Source organism: Nonomuraea insulae (assembly GCF_042656245.1).
The window spans coordinates 26752-44898 of sequence record NZ_JBHSPA010000088.1; the positions used below are offsets into that span (position 1 = coordinate 26752).

Here is an 18147-nt window from a genome sequence, read left to right on the forward strand (position 1 = left end):
AACAGATGACCACTGCCAACCCGCCCGCCGCCGGCAGCCGTGTGCCCTGGCACGAGGTGCACCCCGGGGTGCGCGCGGCGGTCGAGGACTTCCTCGGCTCCCGCGTGACCGAGGCCGTCACCCAGCCGGGCGGCTTCTCGCCGGCCGCCGCCGTGCGTCTGCTCACGGAGAACGGCGGCCGCGCCTTCGTCAAGGCCGTCGGCCCCGAGCCGAACCCCGACAGCGTCCGCATCTACCAGGCCGAACTCAAGATCGCCGCGGCCCTGCCCGCGTCCGTGCCCGCGCCCGCGCTGCTGACCGGCTTCGAGCTGGAGGGCTGGGTCGTGCTGGTCTTCGCGGACATCGAGGCAGAGCACCCCGAGCTGCCCTGGCGGCGCGACCAGCTCGACCGGGTGCTCAAGGCTGTGGGCGACATGTCGGCCGCGCTCACCCCGTCCCCCATCGACGCCCCGGCGATCGGGGAGGTGTTCGGTGAGGCGTTCCAGGGCTGGCGCCGCCTGCTGGGCGAGGACACCGCGGGGCTCGACCCGTGGGCGCTGCGCCACCTCGGCGAACTGGCCGGACTGGAGTCCGGCTGGGCCACGGCCGCGGCCGGCGACACCCTGGTCCACGCGGACCTGCGGGCCGACAACATCCTGCTCACCGACGACCGGGTCCATGTGGTGGACTGGCCGTGGGCCTGCCTCGGGGCGCCCTGGTTCGATCAGGTGGCCATGTTGCCGTCCGTCGGCATGCAGGGCGGACCGCCCCCGCACGAGTTGTTCACCGACCCTGACCCGGCTGTCACGTCCGTGGTCGCGGCGTTCACCGGGTACCTCGTCCGGCAGGGGCGCCGGCCCGACCCGCCAGGCCTGCCCACGGTCAGGGCGTTCCAGCGGGCCCAGGGTATGGTGGCGCTCGACTGGCTGAAACGGCGTACCGGCTGGGCGTGACCCCGGCGGCGGGTAGGCTAAACAGTCGTGCTGGTCCTGGCCTTTGATACCGCGACACCCGCCGTCACCGCCGCGCTCCACGACGGGCAACGCGTGCTCGCCGAGTCGACGACGATAGACGCCCGACGACACGGCGAGCTGCTCGTGCCCACCATCGAGCTGGTCCTGGGCGAGGCGGGCGCGGCGCTGCGCGACGTGACGGCCATCGTGGCGGGCAGCGGCCCCGGCCCCTACACCGGGCTGCGCGTCGGCCTGATGACCGCGCAGGCCCTGGCCGCCACGGTGGGCGTGCCCTCCTACGGCATCTGCACGCTCGACGCCGTCGCCTACGGCAGCGGGCTCACCGAGCCCTTCCTCGTGGCCACCGACGCGCGGCGCAAGGAGGTGTTCTGGGCGCGCTACTCCGACCTGCGCACCCGGCTCGACGGGCCTTTCGTGGACCGGCCCGCCGACGTGCCGGTCGAGGGGCTGCCGGTCGTGGGCGCGGGCGCCCAGCTCTACCCCGACCTCCTGGGCGACGGTGGTGACGCGCCGCCCTACCCCTACGCGGGCGCCCTGGCCGCGCTGGCCGCCGAACGGCTGGCGCGCGGCATTCCGCTCGACCCGCCCCGCCCGATCTACCTGCGCAGACCCGACGCCGTGGTGCCGGGCGCGCCCAAGAGGGTGACGGCGTGAAGCTCAGGCAGATGACCGCCGCGGATCTGCCGGCGGTCATGGCGATCGAGCAGGCCACGTTCCCGCTCGACGCCTGGAGCGAGGGCATGATGCGCGGCGAGCTGGCCGACATGCCCCGCACGCGCCACTACGTGGTGGCCGTCGTGGAGGACGAGATCGTGGCGTACGCGGGGCTCGCCGCCGCCGCCGACCAGGCCGACGTGCAGACCATCGCGGTGCTGGAGAAACACCAGGGCTCGGGCATCGGCAGCGCCATGCTGACCGAGCTGCTCGCCGAGGCCCAGCGCAGGGGCGCGCGGGAGATCTTCCTGGAAGTACGCGCCGACAATCCGCGCGCGCAGGCGGTCTACCGGCATTTCGGGTTCGAGGACATCGGCACCCGCCGCCGCTACTACGACGACGGCACCGACGCGATCATGATGAGAAGGAAGCTTGGTGACTGACGCACCCCTGGTCCTGGGCATCGAGACGTCCTGTGACGAGACCGGCATCGGCATCGTCAGGGGCCACACGTTGCTGGCCAACACGATCGCCTCCAGCATGGACGAGCACGCCAGATACGGCGGCGTGGTGCCCGAGGTCGCCTCGCGCGCCCACCTGGAGGCCATGACGCCGACCGTGGAGGCCGCCCTGGCCGAGGCCGGGCTCACGTTCGCCGACATCGACGCCATCGCCGTGACGGCCGGTCCAGGGCTGGCCGGGGCGTTGCTGGTGGGCGTGGCCGCGGCCAAGTCCTACGCGCTCGGCCTCGGCGTGCCCCTCTACGGCGTCAACCACCTGGCCGCCCACGTCGCGGTCGACCAGCTCGAACACGGGCCGCTGCCCAAGCCGTGCATCGCCATGCTGGTCTCGGGCGGGCACTCGTCACTGCTGCTCGTGCCCGACGTGGCCGCGGACGTGATCTCGCTCGGCTCCACCGTCGACGACGCGGCCGGCGAGGCGTTCGACAAGGTCGCCCGGGTGCTGGGCCTGCCCTTCCCCGGCGGCCCGTACATCGACAAGGCCGCCCGTGACGGCTCGGGGACGGCGATCGCGTTCCCGCGCGGCAAGGCCGACGACGGCACGCTCGACTTCTCCTTCTCCGGGCTCAAGACGGCCGTGGCGCGCTGGGTCGAGGCCCGCGAGGCCTCCGGGCAGTCCATCCACGTGCCCGACGTGGCCGCCTCGTTCCAGGAGGCCGTGGTCGACGTGCTGACCCGCAAGGCGCTGCAGGCGTGCCGGAAATACGACGTGCACGACCTGCTGATCGGCGGCGGGGTGGCGGCCAACTCGCGGCTGCGGGCGCTGGCCCTGGAGCGGTGCGAGGCGGCCGGCGTACGGCTGCGGGTGCCCCGTCCCGGGTTGTGCACCGACAACGGCGCCATGGTCGCTGCCCTGGGCTCCGACCTGGTGGCGGCCGGCATCACGCCCTCCACCCTGGAGATCCCGGCGGACTCCTCGCTGCCGATCACGACCGTGCACGTCTGAGCTCCGCGCGCCCGCGGACGGCGCGCAGGCGCAGCGCCAGCGCGGCGGCCGCGAGCAGCGAGAACAGCCCGATCTGCCACCAGGCGGAGTCGCTGCCGCCCAGGGGCCGGTCCAGGATGTGGTTGACGGAGTGGAAACTGTTGGCGAACACGAATCCGGCCAGCAGGACCGCGATCACGTCGCGCCACCACAACGCGCACAACATCATCAGCCCGAAGGCGATCTGGAAGACACCGGCATCGTGCAGGAAATGCGTGTGGTTCGGGAAGCCGGCCCATTCGGCGAAGCCCGCCGGGTCGATCCGCATCCACACGCCGGCGACGAGCATCATTCCCGCCGCCACGACCATGGTGATCTTTACGAACATCCGTCCGCTCTCCTTTCACCTCTGAGCAACGGACGGTCGTGACCCCCGGAACGTGACGGCGAGGGTTGTGATCCGCGCCACAACCCTCGCGGTCAGTCCTTGGACCTGGTGGGGCGGAGCAGGGCCTCGGCCAGGGCCAGCATGGTCTCCTCCAGCGCGCCCAGGCGCTTGGTCAGGTCGTCGGTCGCGGGCTGGACGATGCCGGACACCGTGCCGGTCAGCTCGTCGTGGTCGGGACGGGACCTGACGAGCTCCGTGAGCGCGTCGGTGGCGGCGGTCAGGCGCTCGGCCTGCTCGCCCGAGTGCGCCTGGATCAGCTCGCCGACCCGCTCCGGGATGGCCAGGGCGGCGGGGAGCTGGCTCACGCGCTGGTTGACGGCCTCGATGCGGTCGTCCACAGACTCCAGGTGCTCGCCTGTCTGCTCGGCGCGGGTGGCCAGGCCGTTGAGGTGGGTGTCGAGGCCGTGGAAGCGGGTGTCGAGCCCGCCGAAGTGGCCGTCGACGGTGTCGAAGCGGCTGCTCATGTGCTCCTCGGCCTCGCCCAGCCGCTCGTCGATGGCGTCCATCTGGTTGTCGAGCTTGTTGAAGCGGCCCTCGTTGCGGGTGGCGCTCTCGCTGATGCGCTCGTCGAGTGAGGCGGAGCGGGCGTCCACGCGTACGTCGAGCGCGTCGAACCGGTCGTCGTGGCGGCCCAGGTGCCCGTCGAGGGTGCCCAGCCGCTTGTCGACCGCGCCGAGATGGCCGTCCATGGACACCATCCGCTTGTCCACGCCGCTCATCCTGCCGTCGAGCCCGTCGAGCCTGGTGTCGATGTCGGCCAGGCACTCGTCAGCGGACTCCAGGCGGCTGTCGAACCCGGTCAGCCTGGTGTCCAGGCCCGCGAGCCTGCCCTCGGCCCGTTCGAGCCGGGAGTCCACGCCGCTGAGCCGGGCCGTCAGGCGCTGCTCGCTCTCGCCGAGTTGCACGGCGAGGTGCTGGTCGGTCTCGTCGAGCCTGGTGGTGAGGCGCTGCTCGACGTCGGACAGGCGGGTGGTGAGCTGTTCGTCGGCCTCCTTGAGCCGGCCGACGAGGCGCTCGTCCGCCTCCAGGAGGGCCGTGGCGAGGCGCTGGTCGGTCTCGTCGAGCCGGGTGCTCAGGCGCTGGTCCGTCTCGCCCAGGCGGGCGCTCAGGCGCTCGTCGGTCTCGTCGAGCCGGGCGCCCAGGCGCTCGTCGCTCTCGTCGACCCGGGTGGTCAGCTCGACCATCGACTTGTCGAGCCGGGTGAAGCGGCTGGCGGCGGCCTCCATGCTGGAGTTGAGCCCGGCCAGCTTGGTCGCGAACTCGGACATGCCCTTGGTGATGCCGTCGGTGGTGTCGAGCACCGACTGCAGCCGGGTCAGCGCCTCGTCCACGCTCTCGCCGACGGTGCCCAGGTCGGCCCACAGGCTCGGCAGCTCGGCGACCGGGGCCACGCGGGTGTCGACCTCGCCCACCTTCTCGCCGACGGCGTCCACGTGGTCGCGTACGGCCTCCACGTGTTGCGCGAGGCCCTCCGCCCACATCGGCGGCTTGGCGGAGATCTCGTCGAGCCGCCCGTTCACCGCCTCCAGGGTGCCGCTGAGGCCGCCGAGCTCGCGCTCGCGCACCTCGCGCAGCAGCCACTCCATGCCTTCGAGCCGCTGGCGGATCTCGTCGAGCACGGCGCCCTGGGTGCGTTGCTCGTAGACGTGGTCCTGGGCGGCGCGTGCGAGCAGATCGCGCATCCGCTTGGGGACGGCTTCGGATACGGCCGTCTGAAGCAGGGTGGTGTGGTTGGAATGATCCACCGAAAGCTCCTTCGCTCGCCGACGGTCTGCCGCGCAGCGGTGGGGTAGGTCCGGTTCAATGACGTGAAGAGCGAGAACGCGGTCAGCCGCATTAGGGGGAGAAACTCCCGCCCGCCCACCTTAGCCTTTCGATCAAGGTCCGTCAGGGGTGAAGTGAAAGATCGACGTTAACGCTTGGATGGGCGGTTCCGGCAGGTCAGAGGGGCTTGCAGAGGAGAACCGATGGTTTGTCGAGAATTCTGGTCAGGACGATGACCGCTTTATTGGGGCCGCTGAGCCGGAGGTCGGCGCGGAGGCGTTCGATGTCGATGGCGGAGGCGCGCTTTTTGATAGTGACATTGCCGATTTGTCGCTCACGGAGTATGGCGCGGAGCCTTTTCAGAGAGAAAGGGAGAATGTCCTCTATTTCGTATCTGGCGGCCCATGGGGTGTCCGTCGCCTCGTCCGCGGTGATGTAGGCGATCATCGGGTCGAGCAGCCTGCCGCCCACCAGTTCGGCCACCTCGCCGACGAGGTGGGCGCGGATGGCGGCGCCGTCGGGCTCGTAGAGGTAGCGGCCTGCGGGGCCGACCGGGGCCTGGACGCCGGTGGCCGTCAGGGTGTGGCCGCCGGGCAGCAGGGTGGCCCGCCTGTCTCCGTTCTGGCCGCTCCAGAGGGTGGCCTCCTTGACCTCCCCCTTGTACGAGACCCACTCGGCCTCCGCGCCCTCCGGGATGAACTCGTAAGGGAGGCCGGGGGCGACCTTGAGACACGCCAGCCCCGCCCGGGAGAGCAGGCCGAGCACCACCGGCCAGGGCGGGGAGTAGGCCATGGGGTCGAAGGTCCTGCCCCTGCCCGTCCGCCGCGCCGGGTCGGCGAACAACACGTCGTACGCCTCCGGCTTCACCTCCGCAGCGTCCCCGGCGTTCACCGTCACCCGGTCGCCCAAGCCGAGCGCCTCGGCGTTGGCCCTGGCCACGGCGACGGTCAGCGGGTCGGTGTCCACTGCGGTCACGGCGCAGCCCGCGCGGGCCAGGGCGAGGAGGTCGCCGCCGATGCCGCAGCAGGCGTCCATGACGTGGGGGGTGCCGTCGTAGAGGCTGAGCAGGCGGCGGGCGCGGTGCTCGGCGACCTCCGTCCTGGTGGACTGCTCCAGGCCGTGCGGAGTGAAGTACATCACCCCGGCGTCCTGCCCGAACTTCGCCCTGGCCCGCTCCCTGAGCGCCGCCTGGGTGAGTGCGGCGGAGGTGAGGGCGGCGTCGTAGGTCTTGCGCAGCGTGGTCGCGGCGGCGACCGGATCCGCGCCCGTCAGCTCTCCGGCCTCCGCGAGAGCCCGCCCGCCGCGCGGGGTCAGCAAGTCGGTGAAGGCGTCAAGGTCCACGTACTCTGACGTTAGCGGCCCTTGACGTCAGCGGGCGCCGCGAGCATGAACGTTTGGCTCTTATCGCTCTCAGCAGACGCGTTCGTGTTGACTGTCAAGCCCCTCTTGCATATGTTTCCTGTTGGCACTCTCCCCTTGAGAGTGCCAACGTGCGACGAGGCAGGTCTGACACCCGCGACGGCAGGCCCAGCTGGTCGCCTCTTCTAGATCAAACAAATCTGAAGGGGAGGTCCGATCGTGACGACCGCCACCAAGGTTCCCGTTAAGCCGCTCGGCGACCGCATTGTGGTTCAGCCGCTTGAGGCAGAGCAGACCACCGCTTCTGGCCTGGTCATCCCAGACACAGCCAAGGAGAAGCCGCAAGAGGGCAAGGTCCTCGCGGTGGGCCCGGGCAACTGGGATGAGGACGGCGACAAGCGGATTCCGCTCGACGTCTCTGAGGGCGACATCGTCCTCTACAGCAAGTACGGCGGCACCGAGGTCAAGTACGGCGGCGAGGAGTACCTCGTGCTCTCCGCCCGCGACGTTCTCGCGATCATCGAGAAGTAGGCCGGATGTGTCGAGCCCCGGGCGCTCTTCAGGGCGGCCGGGGCTTTCGACGCTAGGAGAGGACTTTCAGCAATGGCGAAGATCCTGGAGTTCAACGAGGACGCCCGCCGCGCGCTCGAGCGCGGTGTGAACGCCCTCGCGGACGCCGTCAAGGTAACCCTCGGCCCGCGTGGCCGCAACGTCGTCATCGACAAGAAGTTCGGTGCGCCGACGATCACGAACGATGGTGTCACCATCGCTCGTGAGATCGAGCTGGAGGAGCGCTACGAGAACCTCGGCGCCCAGCTCGCCAAGGAAGTAGCCACCAAGACCAACGACATCGCGGGCGACGGCACCACCACCGCGACCGTCCTGGCCCAGGCCATGGTCCGCGAGGGCCTGCGCAACGTGGCGGCCGGCGCCTCGCCGCTGTCGCTCAAGCGCGGCATCGACAAGGCCGCCAAGGAGATCAGCGACAAGCTGCTCGCCAGCGCCCGGCCGGTCGAGGACAAGAAGGAGATCGCCAATGTCGCGACGATCTCCGCTCAGGACGCGCAGATCGGCGACCTGATCGCCGAGGCGTTCGACAAGGTGGGCAAGGACGGTGTGCTCACCGTCGAAGAGTCCAACGCCATGGGCATGGAGCTCGAGTTCACCGAGGGCATGCAGTTCGACAAGGGTTACCTGTCGGCCTACATGGTGACCGACCCCGAGCGGATGGAGTCCGTCCTCGAGGACGCCTACATCCTGCTCACCCAGGGCAAGATCGCCTCCATCGCGGACTTCCTGCCGCTGCTGGAGCAGATCGCCCAGACGAAGAAGCCGCTGCTCGTGGTCGCCGAGGACGTCGAGGGCGAAGCCCTGGCCGTCCTGGTCACCAACAAGATCCGCGGCACCTTCACCTCCGTGGCCGTCAAGGCCCCGGGCTTCGGCGACCGCCGCAAGGCCATGCTGCAGGACATCGCCACCCTCACCGGTGGCCAGGTCGTCAGCGAAGAGGTCGGCCTCAAGCTGGAGCACGTCGGCCTCGAGGTGCTCGGCACGGCCCGCCGCGTCGTCGTCACCAAGGACGCCACGACCATCGTCGACGGCGCCGGTGACGCGCAGGCCATCGAGGACCGCGTCAAGGAGATCAAGATTGCCATCGAGCAGTCCGACTCCGACTGGGACCGCGAGAAGCTGCAGGAGCGTCTGGCCAAGCTCGCCGGCGGTGTGTGCGTGCTGCGTGTCGGCGCCGCCACCGAGGTGGAGCTGAAGGAGAAGAAGCACCGCCTCGAGGACGCGATCTCCGCGACCCGCGCCGCGATCGAGGAGGGCATCGTCTCCGGCGGTGGCTCCGCGCTCATCCACATCTCCAAGGAGCTCGACGACCTCGGTCTGTCGGGCGACGAGGCCACGGGCGTCGCCATCGTGCGTCGTGCGCTGGTCGAGCCGGCCCGGTGGATCGCCGAGAACGCCGGCCTCGAAGGTTACGTGGTGACGCACAAGATCGCCGAGCTGAAGGCCGGCCACGGCCTCAACGCCGCCACCGGCGAATACGTCAACCTGCTCGACCAGGGTGTCATCGACCCGGTGAAGGTCACGCGCTCGGCCGTGCAGAACGCGGCTTCGATCGCGGGCATGCTGCTCACCACCGAGGTGCTCGTGGTGGACAAGCCCGAGGAGGAGGCCCAGGCCGCCGGCCAGGGTCACGGTCACGGCCACGGCCACTGACCGCGCTCTCCGCCTGTTTACGGCCCGCACCCTGTCCGGGGGTGCGGGCCGTATGCGTTTTCGCGGCCGTACGCTGGTCGCGGACCGGGTGTGAGGGGGCGGGATGCGGTATCGGCGGGCGGTGGAGCGGTTGCGGATGCTGGCGGAGGAGTGCGAGCGGACCAAGCGCATACCGGCGGACGAGCCGTTCCTGCGGGAGGCGTACGTGTTCGGCGACCTGTTGGACGGGCCCGACACCGTCGAGGTCCTAGAGGTCGTGCTCGTGCTGAACCTGCCTCCTGAGGAGGTGGCCTGGGAGACACAGCCGCCGGGGACCACGTGGCTGGTCGACTTCCTGCGCCTGGGCAAGGGCGGGATCGCGTACTGGTGGCGCTCTCATCGGGATCCGGTGGCCAACCACCGCATCCGGGAGCCCGTGCGGTTCTGGTCGCTTGAGGGGGTCGAGAAGGGGGTCCTGGAGGCGCTGCGGGAGCGGCGGTTCGAGGTGGCGCGCCGGGCCGCCGGTGGCGGGGAGCCCGCGGTGGCTCAGGTCGAGGGGGATCTGGGGACGGCTCTGGAGCACCTGCGGGCCGTGCACGAGGCGTACTGGGATCGGCGGTGGCGGCGGGAGCATCGGGGGCCGGCGCGATATCCGGAGCATCACCTCTGGGAGGCCGTGCAGGGGTATCTGGATCTGCTGGACGCGCGCGACGAACGCACGAACGATTGATTTTCGGCAGACCGGTTTTCGATCGTTCGAGTTCTTGTGGGTCTCTGATCATCCGATGAATGATGACAAAAAGTGGTCCGTCCGCAACGATCTGGTCCCGTTTGGATCTTGGGGGTTCTGGACGAGATGGGGGGAAGTGGGGGGAAAAGTGGATTGTTGGAGTAAACCGGAACAGTGCGATAAGCGTCTGATTCTGGCAAATGTCGTGCATACCGGGTTATCGGATGAAACATTATGTCAATATTAGGGCTTAGTGTGCTCGGTTGATTACTGCTCGTTATCGTCGCTTCAATGTGACCAATCCGTAGCCGTTCGCTATGACGACAGGCCGGATCAGTGCGGGCATCATGCCTAACGTGAGCGAGGGAAGCGTCGCCGACGCCAAAATTGGGGTAAGGCTCGCGTCGAGACTTCCGGCACGGACGGATGACTCCGACCTTAGGGAACTGACGAGCCTCGCCGTGCAGGGAGATCGCAGTGCGATCGAATCTCTGCTCGGTGAGTTGCGTCCGATGGTGGTGCGGTATTGCCGCGCCAGGCTGGGCAGGGTTTCAGGGCAATATCACATTGCCGATGACGTAGCCCAGGAGGTGTGCATCGCGGTGTTGTCCGCGCTGCCGCGATACCGGGACATGGGGCGCCCATTCGCGTCCTTCGTGTTCGGGATCGCCTCGCACAAGGTGGCTGATGCGCTACGAAGTTCAGTGCGGTCGGCCGTGCCGACCCAGGATCTGCCCGACGGGCCGGATGAGCGGCCAGGGCCCGAGGAGACGGTGGTCCGCTACATCGAGGTGGAGCACGCTCGGCGACTGCTGGCCAGGCTGCCCGACAATCAGCGCGAGTTGCTGTTGTTGCGGGTGGTGTCGGGGCTGTCGGCCGAGGAGACCGGTAATGTACTCGGTATGTCACCGGGTGCGGTTCGCGTCGCCCAGCATCGGGCGCTTGCGAGGTTGCGGCAGATGGCCGAGCTGGAGTCGGCTTGACGCCTGAAGAAGAGACCGACGCGCTGCTCGATGCGCTCGGTCGTGGAGAGAGGCCTGACTCAGGCGATCCGGCAGCGCGGTTGCTGGCCGTGCTGCTCGATGATGTCGATCAGCGGCGTTCCTCCGTGTCGATGACACCGTCGACATAGCCTCTGGCGTAGTCCCAGCTGACGTAGTCGGCAGGGTCAGGGTGAAAGGCCGGCTCGTGCACCTGGGGCTGGCCTTTCTCGATCATCTGTTTCAGGTTGCCGCGCAGCAGCTCCCAGTCGAAGAAGTGCTGCTCGCCGCATTCCGGGCAGTCGAGCACGAGCCCCAGCACCCCCTGCGGTTCCAGCAGGGAGCGGAAGACCTCGACGTCGGCGAGGTCGGTGATGGCCTCGTCACGCTCGGCCGCGGTGAGGGGCTCGGCGTCGTCGAGCGCGCCCATCGCCGAGGAAGGGTCGTTCGGGTCGTCCGCGAACGGATCGCGGGGGACGTCTTCCAGCACCTTCCCACCATATGACCGAAGCGGCCCGCGCGGTGGGGATTACCTCAGCCATCCACGTCTGGCAGCCTCGACACCTGCGTGAAAGCGGGATTGAGCGCCCAACTCGGTCATGGCGTCGGCGAATCGAGCGCGGACCGTACGGACCGAGATCCCGAGCTGGCGGGCTATCGAGTCGTCGCACATGCCCTGCGCGGCCAGGCGCAGCACCTGGACCATGCCGTCGCCCCTGCGGCCCCAGGGGAGGGGCAGGGCGCGGCCCCACAACTCCTCGAAGAGCGAGCGCAGCATGCCGACGACGACCGAGGTGCGTACGAGATAGAAGTTGTAGGCGTGGTCGGGCAGGTTGCCGCCCCAGTGCGCGGGCAGGCCGGCGACCTCGGGGCCGGCGGTCATGAACCAGCTCGGCAGGCGGTCCAGCGTGCGTATCTGGCCGCCGGTTTCGACGAGGCGGGTCAGCTGGTCGCGTACGCCGGGCAGGACGAGGGAGGAGACGGGAATGATCGCGCGAACCGTGAGAAGTTTTCGTTGTTGCGCGTCAATCCATGGATCCGCAAATTTCCGAGCAAAGTCGGTTATGGTGCGCTCGTCGGGAACTGCGGTGAGTAATGTCAAAGGCGGCGAATGGGACTGTATGGAGAGGCCCACCACGCTCTCGTACAACACGTCCGCGCCGCTCGCCATCTCCACCGTGAAAGGGCCGCTGCGATAGTCGCGGCCGGCGTCGTAGTCGCGGATCAGGCCCCGGATCGAGCCGAGTGCCGAGTCGATCATCCGGCTCTCCTCGGCGAGCCGGTCGAGGCGTTCGGCGATCACCCGGCCGAGGGCCGCCGCGGGGTGTCTGGCCAGGTACTGGCCTGATTGTTCGTCGATCACGCCCAGCTTGACGAGGTCGTCGAGCTGACGTCCGACCTTCTCGACCGGTCCGTCCATGGCCTGCGCCAAATCGGTGCGGGTGGCTTTGTGCAGGCGCAGCACCGCCGAGTAGAGCGCCGTCTGGGCCGGGTCGAGACCCAGCGTCTCAAAGGGATCTGACACGATTCGGGGTCCATTGCGCATTATGGGCGGCTCCGTTGGGGGACACGGGCGTGCCGCGAGGATAACCCCGCATTGCGCCTGTGTCCGCTGGTTGCGCCGACTTGTTGGACGCGAGATGTAACTTCGTGCAGTTGCACGTTTTCACATTGCGGTGTGCCGCTGAGTGACGCAGGCTTTACCTAGCGTCGGCATCCAGCAAGGGCGCGGCGGCCACGGCCATCAGGACGCGGAGGGGGGTTCGGTGGTGCGGTGCGCCGCCGGGCTCGGATGCCGGTGGCCGGGGGAAGGGACGGATCACCGACCGTCCCTTCCCCCGGCACTTTGTGGCCGGGGGCCGGCCTGCTCATGACCGCACTTTCGTGATGACGGTCGCCAGATACCGCCGTCTTCCCCCCCGCTCCTCCAGACGACGGCACTCCCTCGCATGCGTTTTGGGGCCAGGCCCTAGACTTAGCTGAATCAATGCGCAGAGGCAGGAGGGGGCCGCGGCATGTCCAAGTTCACCGAGATGGGTTTGACCTTCGATGACGTGCTGCTGGTGCCGGGATACTCGGACCTGCAGCCGGGGGAGGCCGACACCCGGTCCCGGTTGTCCAGGGGCATCACGCTGTCCATTCCGCTGGTCTCCGCCGCCATGGACACCGTCACCGAGGCGCGCATGGCGGTCGCCATGGCCAGGCAGGGTGGCATCGGGATCCTGCACCGCAACCTGTCGGTCGAGGAGCAGGCGCAGCACGTGGACCTGGTCAAGCGGTCCGAGGCCGGCATGGTCACCAACCCCGTGACGTGCAGCCCTGACGACACGCTGGCCGACGTGGAGCGGTTGTGCGCCACGTACCGGATCTCCGGGGTGCCGGTGACGGACGTGTCAGGCACGCTGGTCGGGATCGTGACCAACCGCGACATGCGCTTCGAGACCGACCAGGCGCGGCCCGTACGCGAGGTCATGACGAAGATGCCGCTGGTCACCGCGCCGGTGGGGGTGTCGCGTGACGACGCGTTCGCGCTGCTGAGACAGAACAAGATCGAGAAGCTGCCGCTCGTGGACGGCGAGGGCAGGCTGCGCGGCCTGATCACGGTCAAGGACTTCACCAAGAGCGAGCAGTACCCGCTGGCCACGAAGGACGCCGACGGCCGGCTCGTCGTCGGGGCGGCCGTGGGCGTCGGCGGCGACGCCGAGCTGCGTGCCAAGGCGCTCATCGAGGCCGGGGTGGACGTGGTGGTCGTGGACGTGGCCCACGGTCACTCCAAGGGGCTGGCCGACATGATCGCCAAGGTCAAGGCCAACAGCAAGGTCGAGGTCATCGGCGGCAACATCGCGACCAGGGCCGGCGCGCAGATGCTGGTCGACGCGGGCGCGGACGCGGTCAAGGTGGGTGTGGGGCCGGGCTCCATCTGTACCACCCGGGTGGTGGCCGGGGTCGGCGCCCCGCAGGTCACGGCCATCTACGAGGCGTCCAAGGCGTGTGCGCCCGCCGGGGTGCCGGTGATCGGCGACGGCGGGCTTCAGTACTCCGGCGACATCGTCAAGGCGATCGCCGCCGGGGCCGACACGGTCATGCTGGGCTCGCTGCTCGCCGGGTGCGAGGAGTCGCCCGGTGAGCTGATCTTCATCAACGGCAAGCAGTTCAAGTCGTACCGGGGCATGGGGTCGCTCGGCGCCGTGCGCAACCGCGAGCGCGGCGGCACCTCCTTCAGCAAGGACCGCTACGCGCAGGCGGACGTCGGCGGCGAGGACAAGTACATCCCCGAGGGCATCGAGGGCCAGGTCCCCTACCGTGGCCCCGTCGCGGCCGTCGCCCACCAGCTCATCGGCGGGCTGCGCCAGGGCATGTGGTACGCGGGCTGCCGCACGATCGACCGGATGCACACCGACTGCGAGCTCATGCCGATCACGTCGGCGGGGCTCAAGGAGAGCCACCCCCACGACATTCAGATGACCGTGGAAGCTCCGAACTATCACAGAAGGTAAGTTCATGACTCAGCAGGTGGAGATCGGCCGGGGGAAGACCGGGCGGCGGGCGTACTCGCTTGACGAGATCGGCCTGGTGCCCTCGCGGCGCACCCGTGACCCGGAGGAGGTCTCGATCGCCTGGCAGATCGACGCCTACCGGTTCGAGTTGCCCGTGGTCGTCGCTCCCATGGACAGCGTGGTCTCGCCGGCCACCGCCATCGAGATCGGCCGGCTCGGCGGCCTGGCCCCGCTCGACCTCGAAGGGCTGTGGACGCGCTACGAGGACCCGCTGCCGCTGCTTGAGGAGTGCGCCGCCCTCGACCAGGAGGCGGCCACCAGGCGGCTCCAGGAGATCTACGCGGCCCCGATCAAGGAAGACCTGATCGGCCGCAGGATCGAGGAGATCCGCGGCTCCGGGGTGACCACCGCCGTGCGCCTGTCGCCGCAGCGCACGGTCCAGTACCACAAGGCCGTGATCGACGCGGGCGTGGACATCTTCGTCATCCGCGGCACGACGGTCTCCGCCGAGCACGTGTCGGGGCGGGCCGAGCCGCTCAACCTCAAGCAGTTCATCTACGAGCTGGACGTGCCGGTCATCGTGGGCGGCTGCGCCACCTACACCGCGGCCCTGCACCTCATGCGCACCGGCGCCGCGGGCGTGCTGGTGGGCTTCGGCGGCGGCGCCTCGCACACGACGCGCAACGTGCTGGGCGTGGTGGTGCCGATGGCCACCGCGATCTCCGACGTGGCGGCGGCGCGGCGCGACTACATGGACGAGTCCGGCGGCCGCTACGTGCACGTGATCGCCGACGGCGGCATGGGCACCTCCGGCGACATCGCCAAGGCCATCGCCTGTGGCGCCGACGCCGTGATGGTGGGCTCGCCGCTGGCGCGGGCCGCCGAGGCGCCGGGGCACGGCTTTCACTGGGGCTCCGAGGCGCACCACCCGGATCTGCCGCGGGGGCGGCGGGTCGAGTTCGGGACGGTGGGGACGCTGGAGCAGATCCTGCACGGGCCGTCCAGCGTGGCCGACGGGTCGATGAACCTGATGGGCGCGCTGAAGCGGGTCATGGCCTCGACCGGCTACTCCGACATCAAGGAGTTCCAGCGCGTCGAGGTGGTCGTGGCCCCGACCCAGCGCTGACCGCGTAGGGCCGCCGCTCGCTTCCACGGTGGCGGCCCGCGCCGTAGGGTTCCTGCCATGGAATCCGTTGAGGACAGAATTGCCCGGCTTGAGCAGCAGGTGGAGGCACTCCAGCGCTATCTCGGCATCGATTCCGCGGGCGCCGAAGGGTCTCACCTTCCGCCGGACTTCTTCCACGCGCTGCGGGCCGGTAAGACGATCAGGGCCATCGCGATCTACCGCAAAGTGACGGGGGCCTCCCTGAGGGACGCCAAGAACCAGGTGGAGGCCATCCAGCGGCGGGCCGCCGTCGAGCGCTGAGCGTGTCCGGGATCGAGCGGGTGTTCCGCGAGGAGTACGGCAGGGCGGTGGCCGTGCTCGTACGCGTCTTCGGCGACATCGACGTGGCCGAGGAGGCCGTGCAGGAGGCGTTCGCCGTGGCGGTGCGCCACTGGCCGGAGTCAGGGGTGCCGCCGAGCCCCGCCGGATGGATCATCACCACCGCGCGCAACCGGGCCGTCGACCGCCTGCGCAGGGAGTCGGCGCGGCCGGACAAGCACGCCCAGGCCGCGTTGTTGTACGCCGCCGGCGAACCGCTGGAGGAGGGGCCCGTCCGTGACGACCGGCTGCGGCTGATCTTCACCTGCTGCCATCCGGCGCTGGCCACTCATGCTCAGGTGGCGCTCACGCTGCGGTTGCTGGGCGGGCTCACGACCCCGGAGATCGCCAGGGCCTTCCTGGTGCCCGAATCGACGATGGCGCAGCGGCTGGTCAGGGCCAAGGGCAAGATCCGGGGGGCGCGGATCCCGTACCGGATCCCGGGGGAGGCCGACCTGCCGGAGCGGCTGCGGTCGGTGCTGGCGGTGGTGTACCTGATCTTCAACGAGGGGTACACGGCCAGCTCGGGGGACCGGCTCGTGCGCGAGGAGTTGTGCGCCGAGGCCATCAGGCTCGGGCGGCTGCTGGCCGGGCTCATGCCGGACGAGCCCGAGGTCATGGGGCTGCTCGCGCTCATGGTGCTCATCGAGGCGCGGCGCGCGGCACGTACCGGGGCGGGCGGGGAGTTCGTGCCGCTGGCCGAGCAGGATCGCGGGAGATGGGACCGGGGGCTCGTCGAGGAGGGGCAGGCCATCGTCAGGTGGTGCCTGCGGCGGGACGAGCCGGGGCCGTACCAGGTGCAGGCGGCCATCAACGCCGTCCACAGCGACGCGGGGGAGACGGACTGGGGGCAGATCCTGCGGCTGTACGACCTGCTGCTGACGTTCACGCCCACGCCCGTGGTGGCGTTGAACCGGGCGGTGGCGCTGGCCGAGGTCGAGGGGCCTGAAGCGGCGCTGCGGGTCGTCGATGAGCTTGAGGCGGGCGATTATTACCTGTTCCATGCCGTACGGGCTGATCTGCTGCGGCGCATGGGGAAGGAGAGGGAGGCCGGGGAGGCGTACGAGGCGGCCATCGCCCGGTCGGGCAACGAGGTCGAGCGGGACTTCCTGCGGAGGAGGCTGTGATGGGCCGGGTTTGCGTGGTCACCGGGGCCAACCGGGGGATCGGGCGGGAGGTGGCGCGGCAGCTCGCGGCGGCCGGCGACCTCGTGGTGCTGACCGCCAGGGACCTGGGCAAGGCCCAGAAGGCGGCCGGCGAGCTGGGCGCGGAGCTGGGCACGGCCCAGCGGTCGGCCGACGAGCTGGGCACGGCTCAGAGGGCGGCGGGCGAGCTGGGCGCGGCCGGGAAGGCGGCCGGTGAGGTGGGCGTGGAGGCCGCGCAGCTCGACGTGAGCGAGCCGGGGTCCGTGGAGAGGTTCGCGCGGGATCTGCGGCGGGCCCATGGGCGGGTCGATGTGCTGGTCAACAACGCGGCCATTCACTACGACACCTGGCAGCGGGCCTCAGGGGCGGACCTGGGCGTGGTACGGGAGGCGCTGGAGACCAATCTGCTGGGCGCGTGGCGGATGACGTTGGCGCTGTTGCCCCTGCTCCGGGAGTCGGCGCATCCGCGGGTGGTGAACGTCTCCAGCGAGGCGGGGTCGCTGGCCTCGATGGGGGCGGGGACTCCGGCGTACGCGGTGTCCAAGGCCGGGCTGAACGCGTTGACCAAGATCCTGGCCGCCGAGCTGGACGGCATCGTGATCAATGCGGTGTGCCCCGGGTGGGTGGCGACCGACATGGGCGGGCCCGGTGGGCGGCCGGTGGCCGAGGGGGCCCGGAGCGTGGTGTGGGCGGTTGATCTGCCTGACTCCGGCCCTACTGGGGGGTTCTTCCGAGATGGGGAGCCGGTGCCTTGGTGACGGTCCTGCGGCGATGGGCTCGTTGCCTGCAGGCGTTGCCGCAGTAGCGGGCGGGTCGGCCGGTGGTGGTGGGCGGGATCTCGCCGCCGCACTCTGCGCACTGAGTTTCGTTATGTTTCGTTACGGTGACGCCTGACACTCTGAGGCCGTCCATGACGACGGCGGTGCCTCGGCCGGGGGCGGCGTGCTCCATGGTGGCGCAGCCGGCGATCAGGGTCATCACGTCGGCCGGTGTCACGTCGTGGCGGACGGCTCCCGCCTCCTGGGCGCCGGTCAGGAGGGGGATCAGGGCTTCCAGGAGGCGGTCGCGGATGCCTGGGGCGATCGCCGCCGAGGTCATGGACTCGCACAGGGCCTTGTTGAGCGCCACCTGGTGGACCGAGCGGGTGAAAGCGGTGAAGAAGGTCGTGCCCGGGTCGCGGGGAGGGCCGTGGCCGGGGGGTGCGGACAGGGCGGTGAGGTCGGTGGTGAGCCGGTCGAGCCGGTCGGTCACCACCGCCGTGAGCAGCGCGTCCTTACTGGGAAAGTGCCGGTAGACGGTGCCGGCGCCCACGCCGGCGCGGCGGGCGACCTCGTCGAGCGGGACCGACGGGCCCTCCTCGGCGAACGCCTCCTGGGCCGCCGCCAGGACGCGAGCGCGGTTGTGGCGGGCGTCGGCGCGGACGGTCATGCAGGACCTCCGGGTTGACAAGCGGAACGGACGTTCCGTAACGTCTAAGCGGGTTGTA

19 protein-coding genes are annotated in these 18147 nt (G+C 69.9%); 13 read left to right on the forward strand and 6 right to left on the reverse strand.

The window, feature by feature from the left end; translation table 11 throughout:
- Nucleotides 1–5 precede the first annotated feature (5 nt).
- Genes ACFPZ3_RS54855 through tsaD form a run of 4 tightly spaced genes read left to right on the forward strand, consistent with a single transcriptional unit; the run spans nt 6 to nt 3074 of the window.
- Entirely contained in the window at nt 6–932 is a 927-nt protein-coding gene (locus ACFPZ3_RS54855) for an aminoglycoside phosphotransferase family protein (RefSeq protein ID WP_379522417.1), read from the forward strand.
- 27 nt (nt 933–959) lie between these two features.
- Nucleotides 960–1607 (forward strand): tRNA (adenosine(37)-N6)-threonylcarbamoyltransferase complex dimerization subunit type 1 TsaB, encoded by a 648-nt coding sequence (tsaB, locus tag ACFPZ3_RS54860; protein ID WP_379522418.1) that lies wholly within the window; start codon nt 960–962, stop codon nt 1605–1607.
- An 11-nt stretch (nt 1608–1618) separates the two neighbouring features.
- Nucleotides 1619–2050 carry a ribosomal protein S18-alanine N-acetyltransferase gene (rimI, locus tag ACFPZ3_RS54865; protein WP_379522547.1) on the forward strand — a complete coding sequence of 144 codons (432 nt, stop codon included), beginning with the start codon at nt 1619–1621 and terminating at the stop codon, nt 2048–2050.
- Nucleotides 2043–3074 (forward strand): tRNA (adenosine(37)-N6)-threonylcarbamoyltransferase complex transferase subunit TsaD, encoded by a 1032-nt coding sequence (gene tsaD, locus ACFPZ3_RS54870; RefSeq protein WP_379522419.1) that lies wholly within the window; start codon nt 2043–2045, stop codon nt 3072–3074. The genes rimI and tsaD overlap by 8 nt, the downstream gene beginning before the upstream one ends.
- Here tsaD and ACFPZ3_RS54875 read toward each other — a convergent pair.
- The 3 genes from ACFPZ3_RS54875 to ACFPZ3_RS54885 form a co-directional block, all read right to left on the reverse strand.
- The gene (locus ACFPZ3_RS54875) at nt 3055–3441 is read right to left on the reverse strand and encodes a hypothetical protein (protein ID WP_379522420.1); all 387 of its coding nucleotides are present in this window, start codon (nt 3439–3441) and stop codon (nt 3055–3057) included. The two genes, tsaD and ACFPZ3_RS54875, sit on opposite strands and share 20 nt — an antisense overlap.
- Nucleotides 3442–3533: 92 nt before the next feature.
- Nucleotides 3534–5246: a hypothetical protein gene (locus ACFPZ3_RS54880; protein WP_379522421.1), complete on the reverse strand. Its 1713-nt coding sequence runs from the start codon at nt 5244–5246 to the stop codon at nt 3534–3536.
- A 196-nt stretch (nt 5247–5442) separates the two neighbouring features.
- On the reverse strand, nt 5443–6606 hold the full coding sequence (locus ACFPZ3_RS54885; RefSeq protein ID WP_379522422.1) for a class I SAM-dependent methyltransferase: 1164 nt from the start codon (nt 6604–6606) through the stop codon (nt 5443–5445).
- 237 nt (nt 6607–6843) lie between these two features.
- Between ACFPZ3_RS54885 and groES the strand changes: the two genes are divergently transcribed.
- From groES to ACFPZ3_RS54905, 4 genes are all read left to right on the forward strand, one after another.
- Nucleotides 6844–7155: a co-chaperone GroES gene (groES, locus tag ACFPZ3_RS54890; RefSeq protein WP_043623565.1), complete on the forward strand. Its 312-nt coding sequence runs from the start codon at nt 6844–6846 to the stop codon at nt 7153–7155.
- Between the two features lie 72 nt (nt 7156–7227).
- Nucleotides 7228–8847, forward strand: a complete 1620-nt coding sequence (gene groL / locus ACFPZ3_RS54895) for a chaperonin GroEL (RefSeq protein WP_379522423.1) — start codon at nt 7228–7230, stop codon at nt 8845–8847.
- 103 nt (nt 8848–8950) lie between these two features.
- Nucleotides 8951–9556 (forward strand): DUF7711 family protein, encoded by a 606-nt coding sequence (locus ACFPZ3_RS54900; RefSeq protein WP_379522424.1) that lies wholly within the window; start codon nt 8951–8953, stop codon nt 9554–9556.
- 347 nt (nt 9557–9903) lie between these two features.
- The gene (locus ACFPZ3_RS54905; RefSeq protein ID WP_379522548.1) at nt 9904–10539 is read left to right on the forward strand and encodes a sigma-70 family RNA polymerase sigma factor; all 636 of its coding nucleotides are present in this window, start codon (nt 9904–9906) and stop codon (nt 10537–10539) included.
- A 109-nt stretch (nt 10540–10648) separates the two neighbouring features.
- Here the strand turns inward: ACFPZ3_RS54905 and ACFPZ3_RS54910 are convergent, their stop codons facing one another.
- Entirely contained in the window at nt 10649–11026 is a 378-nt protein-coding gene (locus ACFPZ3_RS54910; protein WP_080043188.1) for a DUF5319 domain-containing protein, read from the reverse strand.
- A 39-nt stretch (nt 11027–11065) separates the two neighbouring features.
- Entirely contained in the window at nt 11066–12061 is a 996-nt protein-coding gene (locus ACFPZ3_RS54915) for a helix-turn-helix transcriptional regulator (RefSeq protein ID WP_379522425.1), read from the reverse strand.
- 490 nt (nt 12062–12551) lie between these two features.
- On the opposite strand from ACFPZ3_RS54915, the gene guaB reads away from it, so the two are divergent.
- From guaB to ACFPZ3_RS54940, 5 genes are read left to right on the forward strand one after another with little or no spacing between them, the layout of a single operon-like run.
- Nucleotides 12552–14033: an IMP dehydrogenase gene (gene guaB, locus ACFPZ3_RS54920; RefSeq protein WP_379522426.1), complete on the forward strand. Its 1482-nt coding sequence runs from the start codon at nt 12552–12554 to the stop codon at nt 14031–14033.
- Between the two features lie 4 nt (nt 14034–14037).
- On the forward strand, nt 14038–15159 hold the full coding sequence (locus ACFPZ3_RS54925) for a GuaB3 family IMP dehydrogenase-related protein (RefSeq protein ID WP_379522427.1): 1122 nt from the start codon (nt 14038–14040) through the stop codon (nt 15157–15159).
- 57 nt (nt 15160–15216) lie between these two features.
- Nucleotides 15217–15459 (forward strand): hypothetical protein, encoded by a 243-nt coding sequence (locus ACFPZ3_RS54930; RefSeq protein ID WP_379522428.1) that lies wholly within the window; start codon nt 15217–15219, stop codon nt 15457–15459.
- Nucleotides 15460–15461: 2 nt separating this feature from the next.
- On the forward strand, nt 15462–16643 hold the full coding sequence (locus ACFPZ3_RS54935; protein WP_379522429.1) for an RNA polymerase sigma factor: 1182 nt from the start codon (nt 15462–15464) through the stop codon (nt 16641–16643).
- Nucleotides 16643–17419 carry an SDR family NAD(P)-dependent oxidoreductase gene (locus tag ACFPZ3_RS54940; protein WP_379522430.1) on the forward strand — a complete coding sequence of 259 codons (777 nt, stop codon included), beginning with the start codon at nt 16643–16645 and terminating at the stop codon, nt 17417–17419. The genes ACFPZ3_RS54935 and ACFPZ3_RS54940 overlap by 1 nt, the downstream gene beginning before the upstream one ends.
- Here ACFPZ3_RS54940 and ACFPZ3_RS54945 read toward each other — a convergent pair.
- Complete coding sequence (locus ACFPZ3_RS54945) at nt 17376–18089, reverse strand: TetR/AcrR family transcriptional regulator (protein WP_379522431.1); 714 nt, start codon at nt 18087–18089, stop codon at nt 17376–17378. The two genes, ACFPZ3_RS54940 and ACFPZ3_RS54945, sit on opposite strands and share 44 nt — an antisense overlap.
- Nucleotides 18090–18147 lie beyond the last annotated feature (58 nt).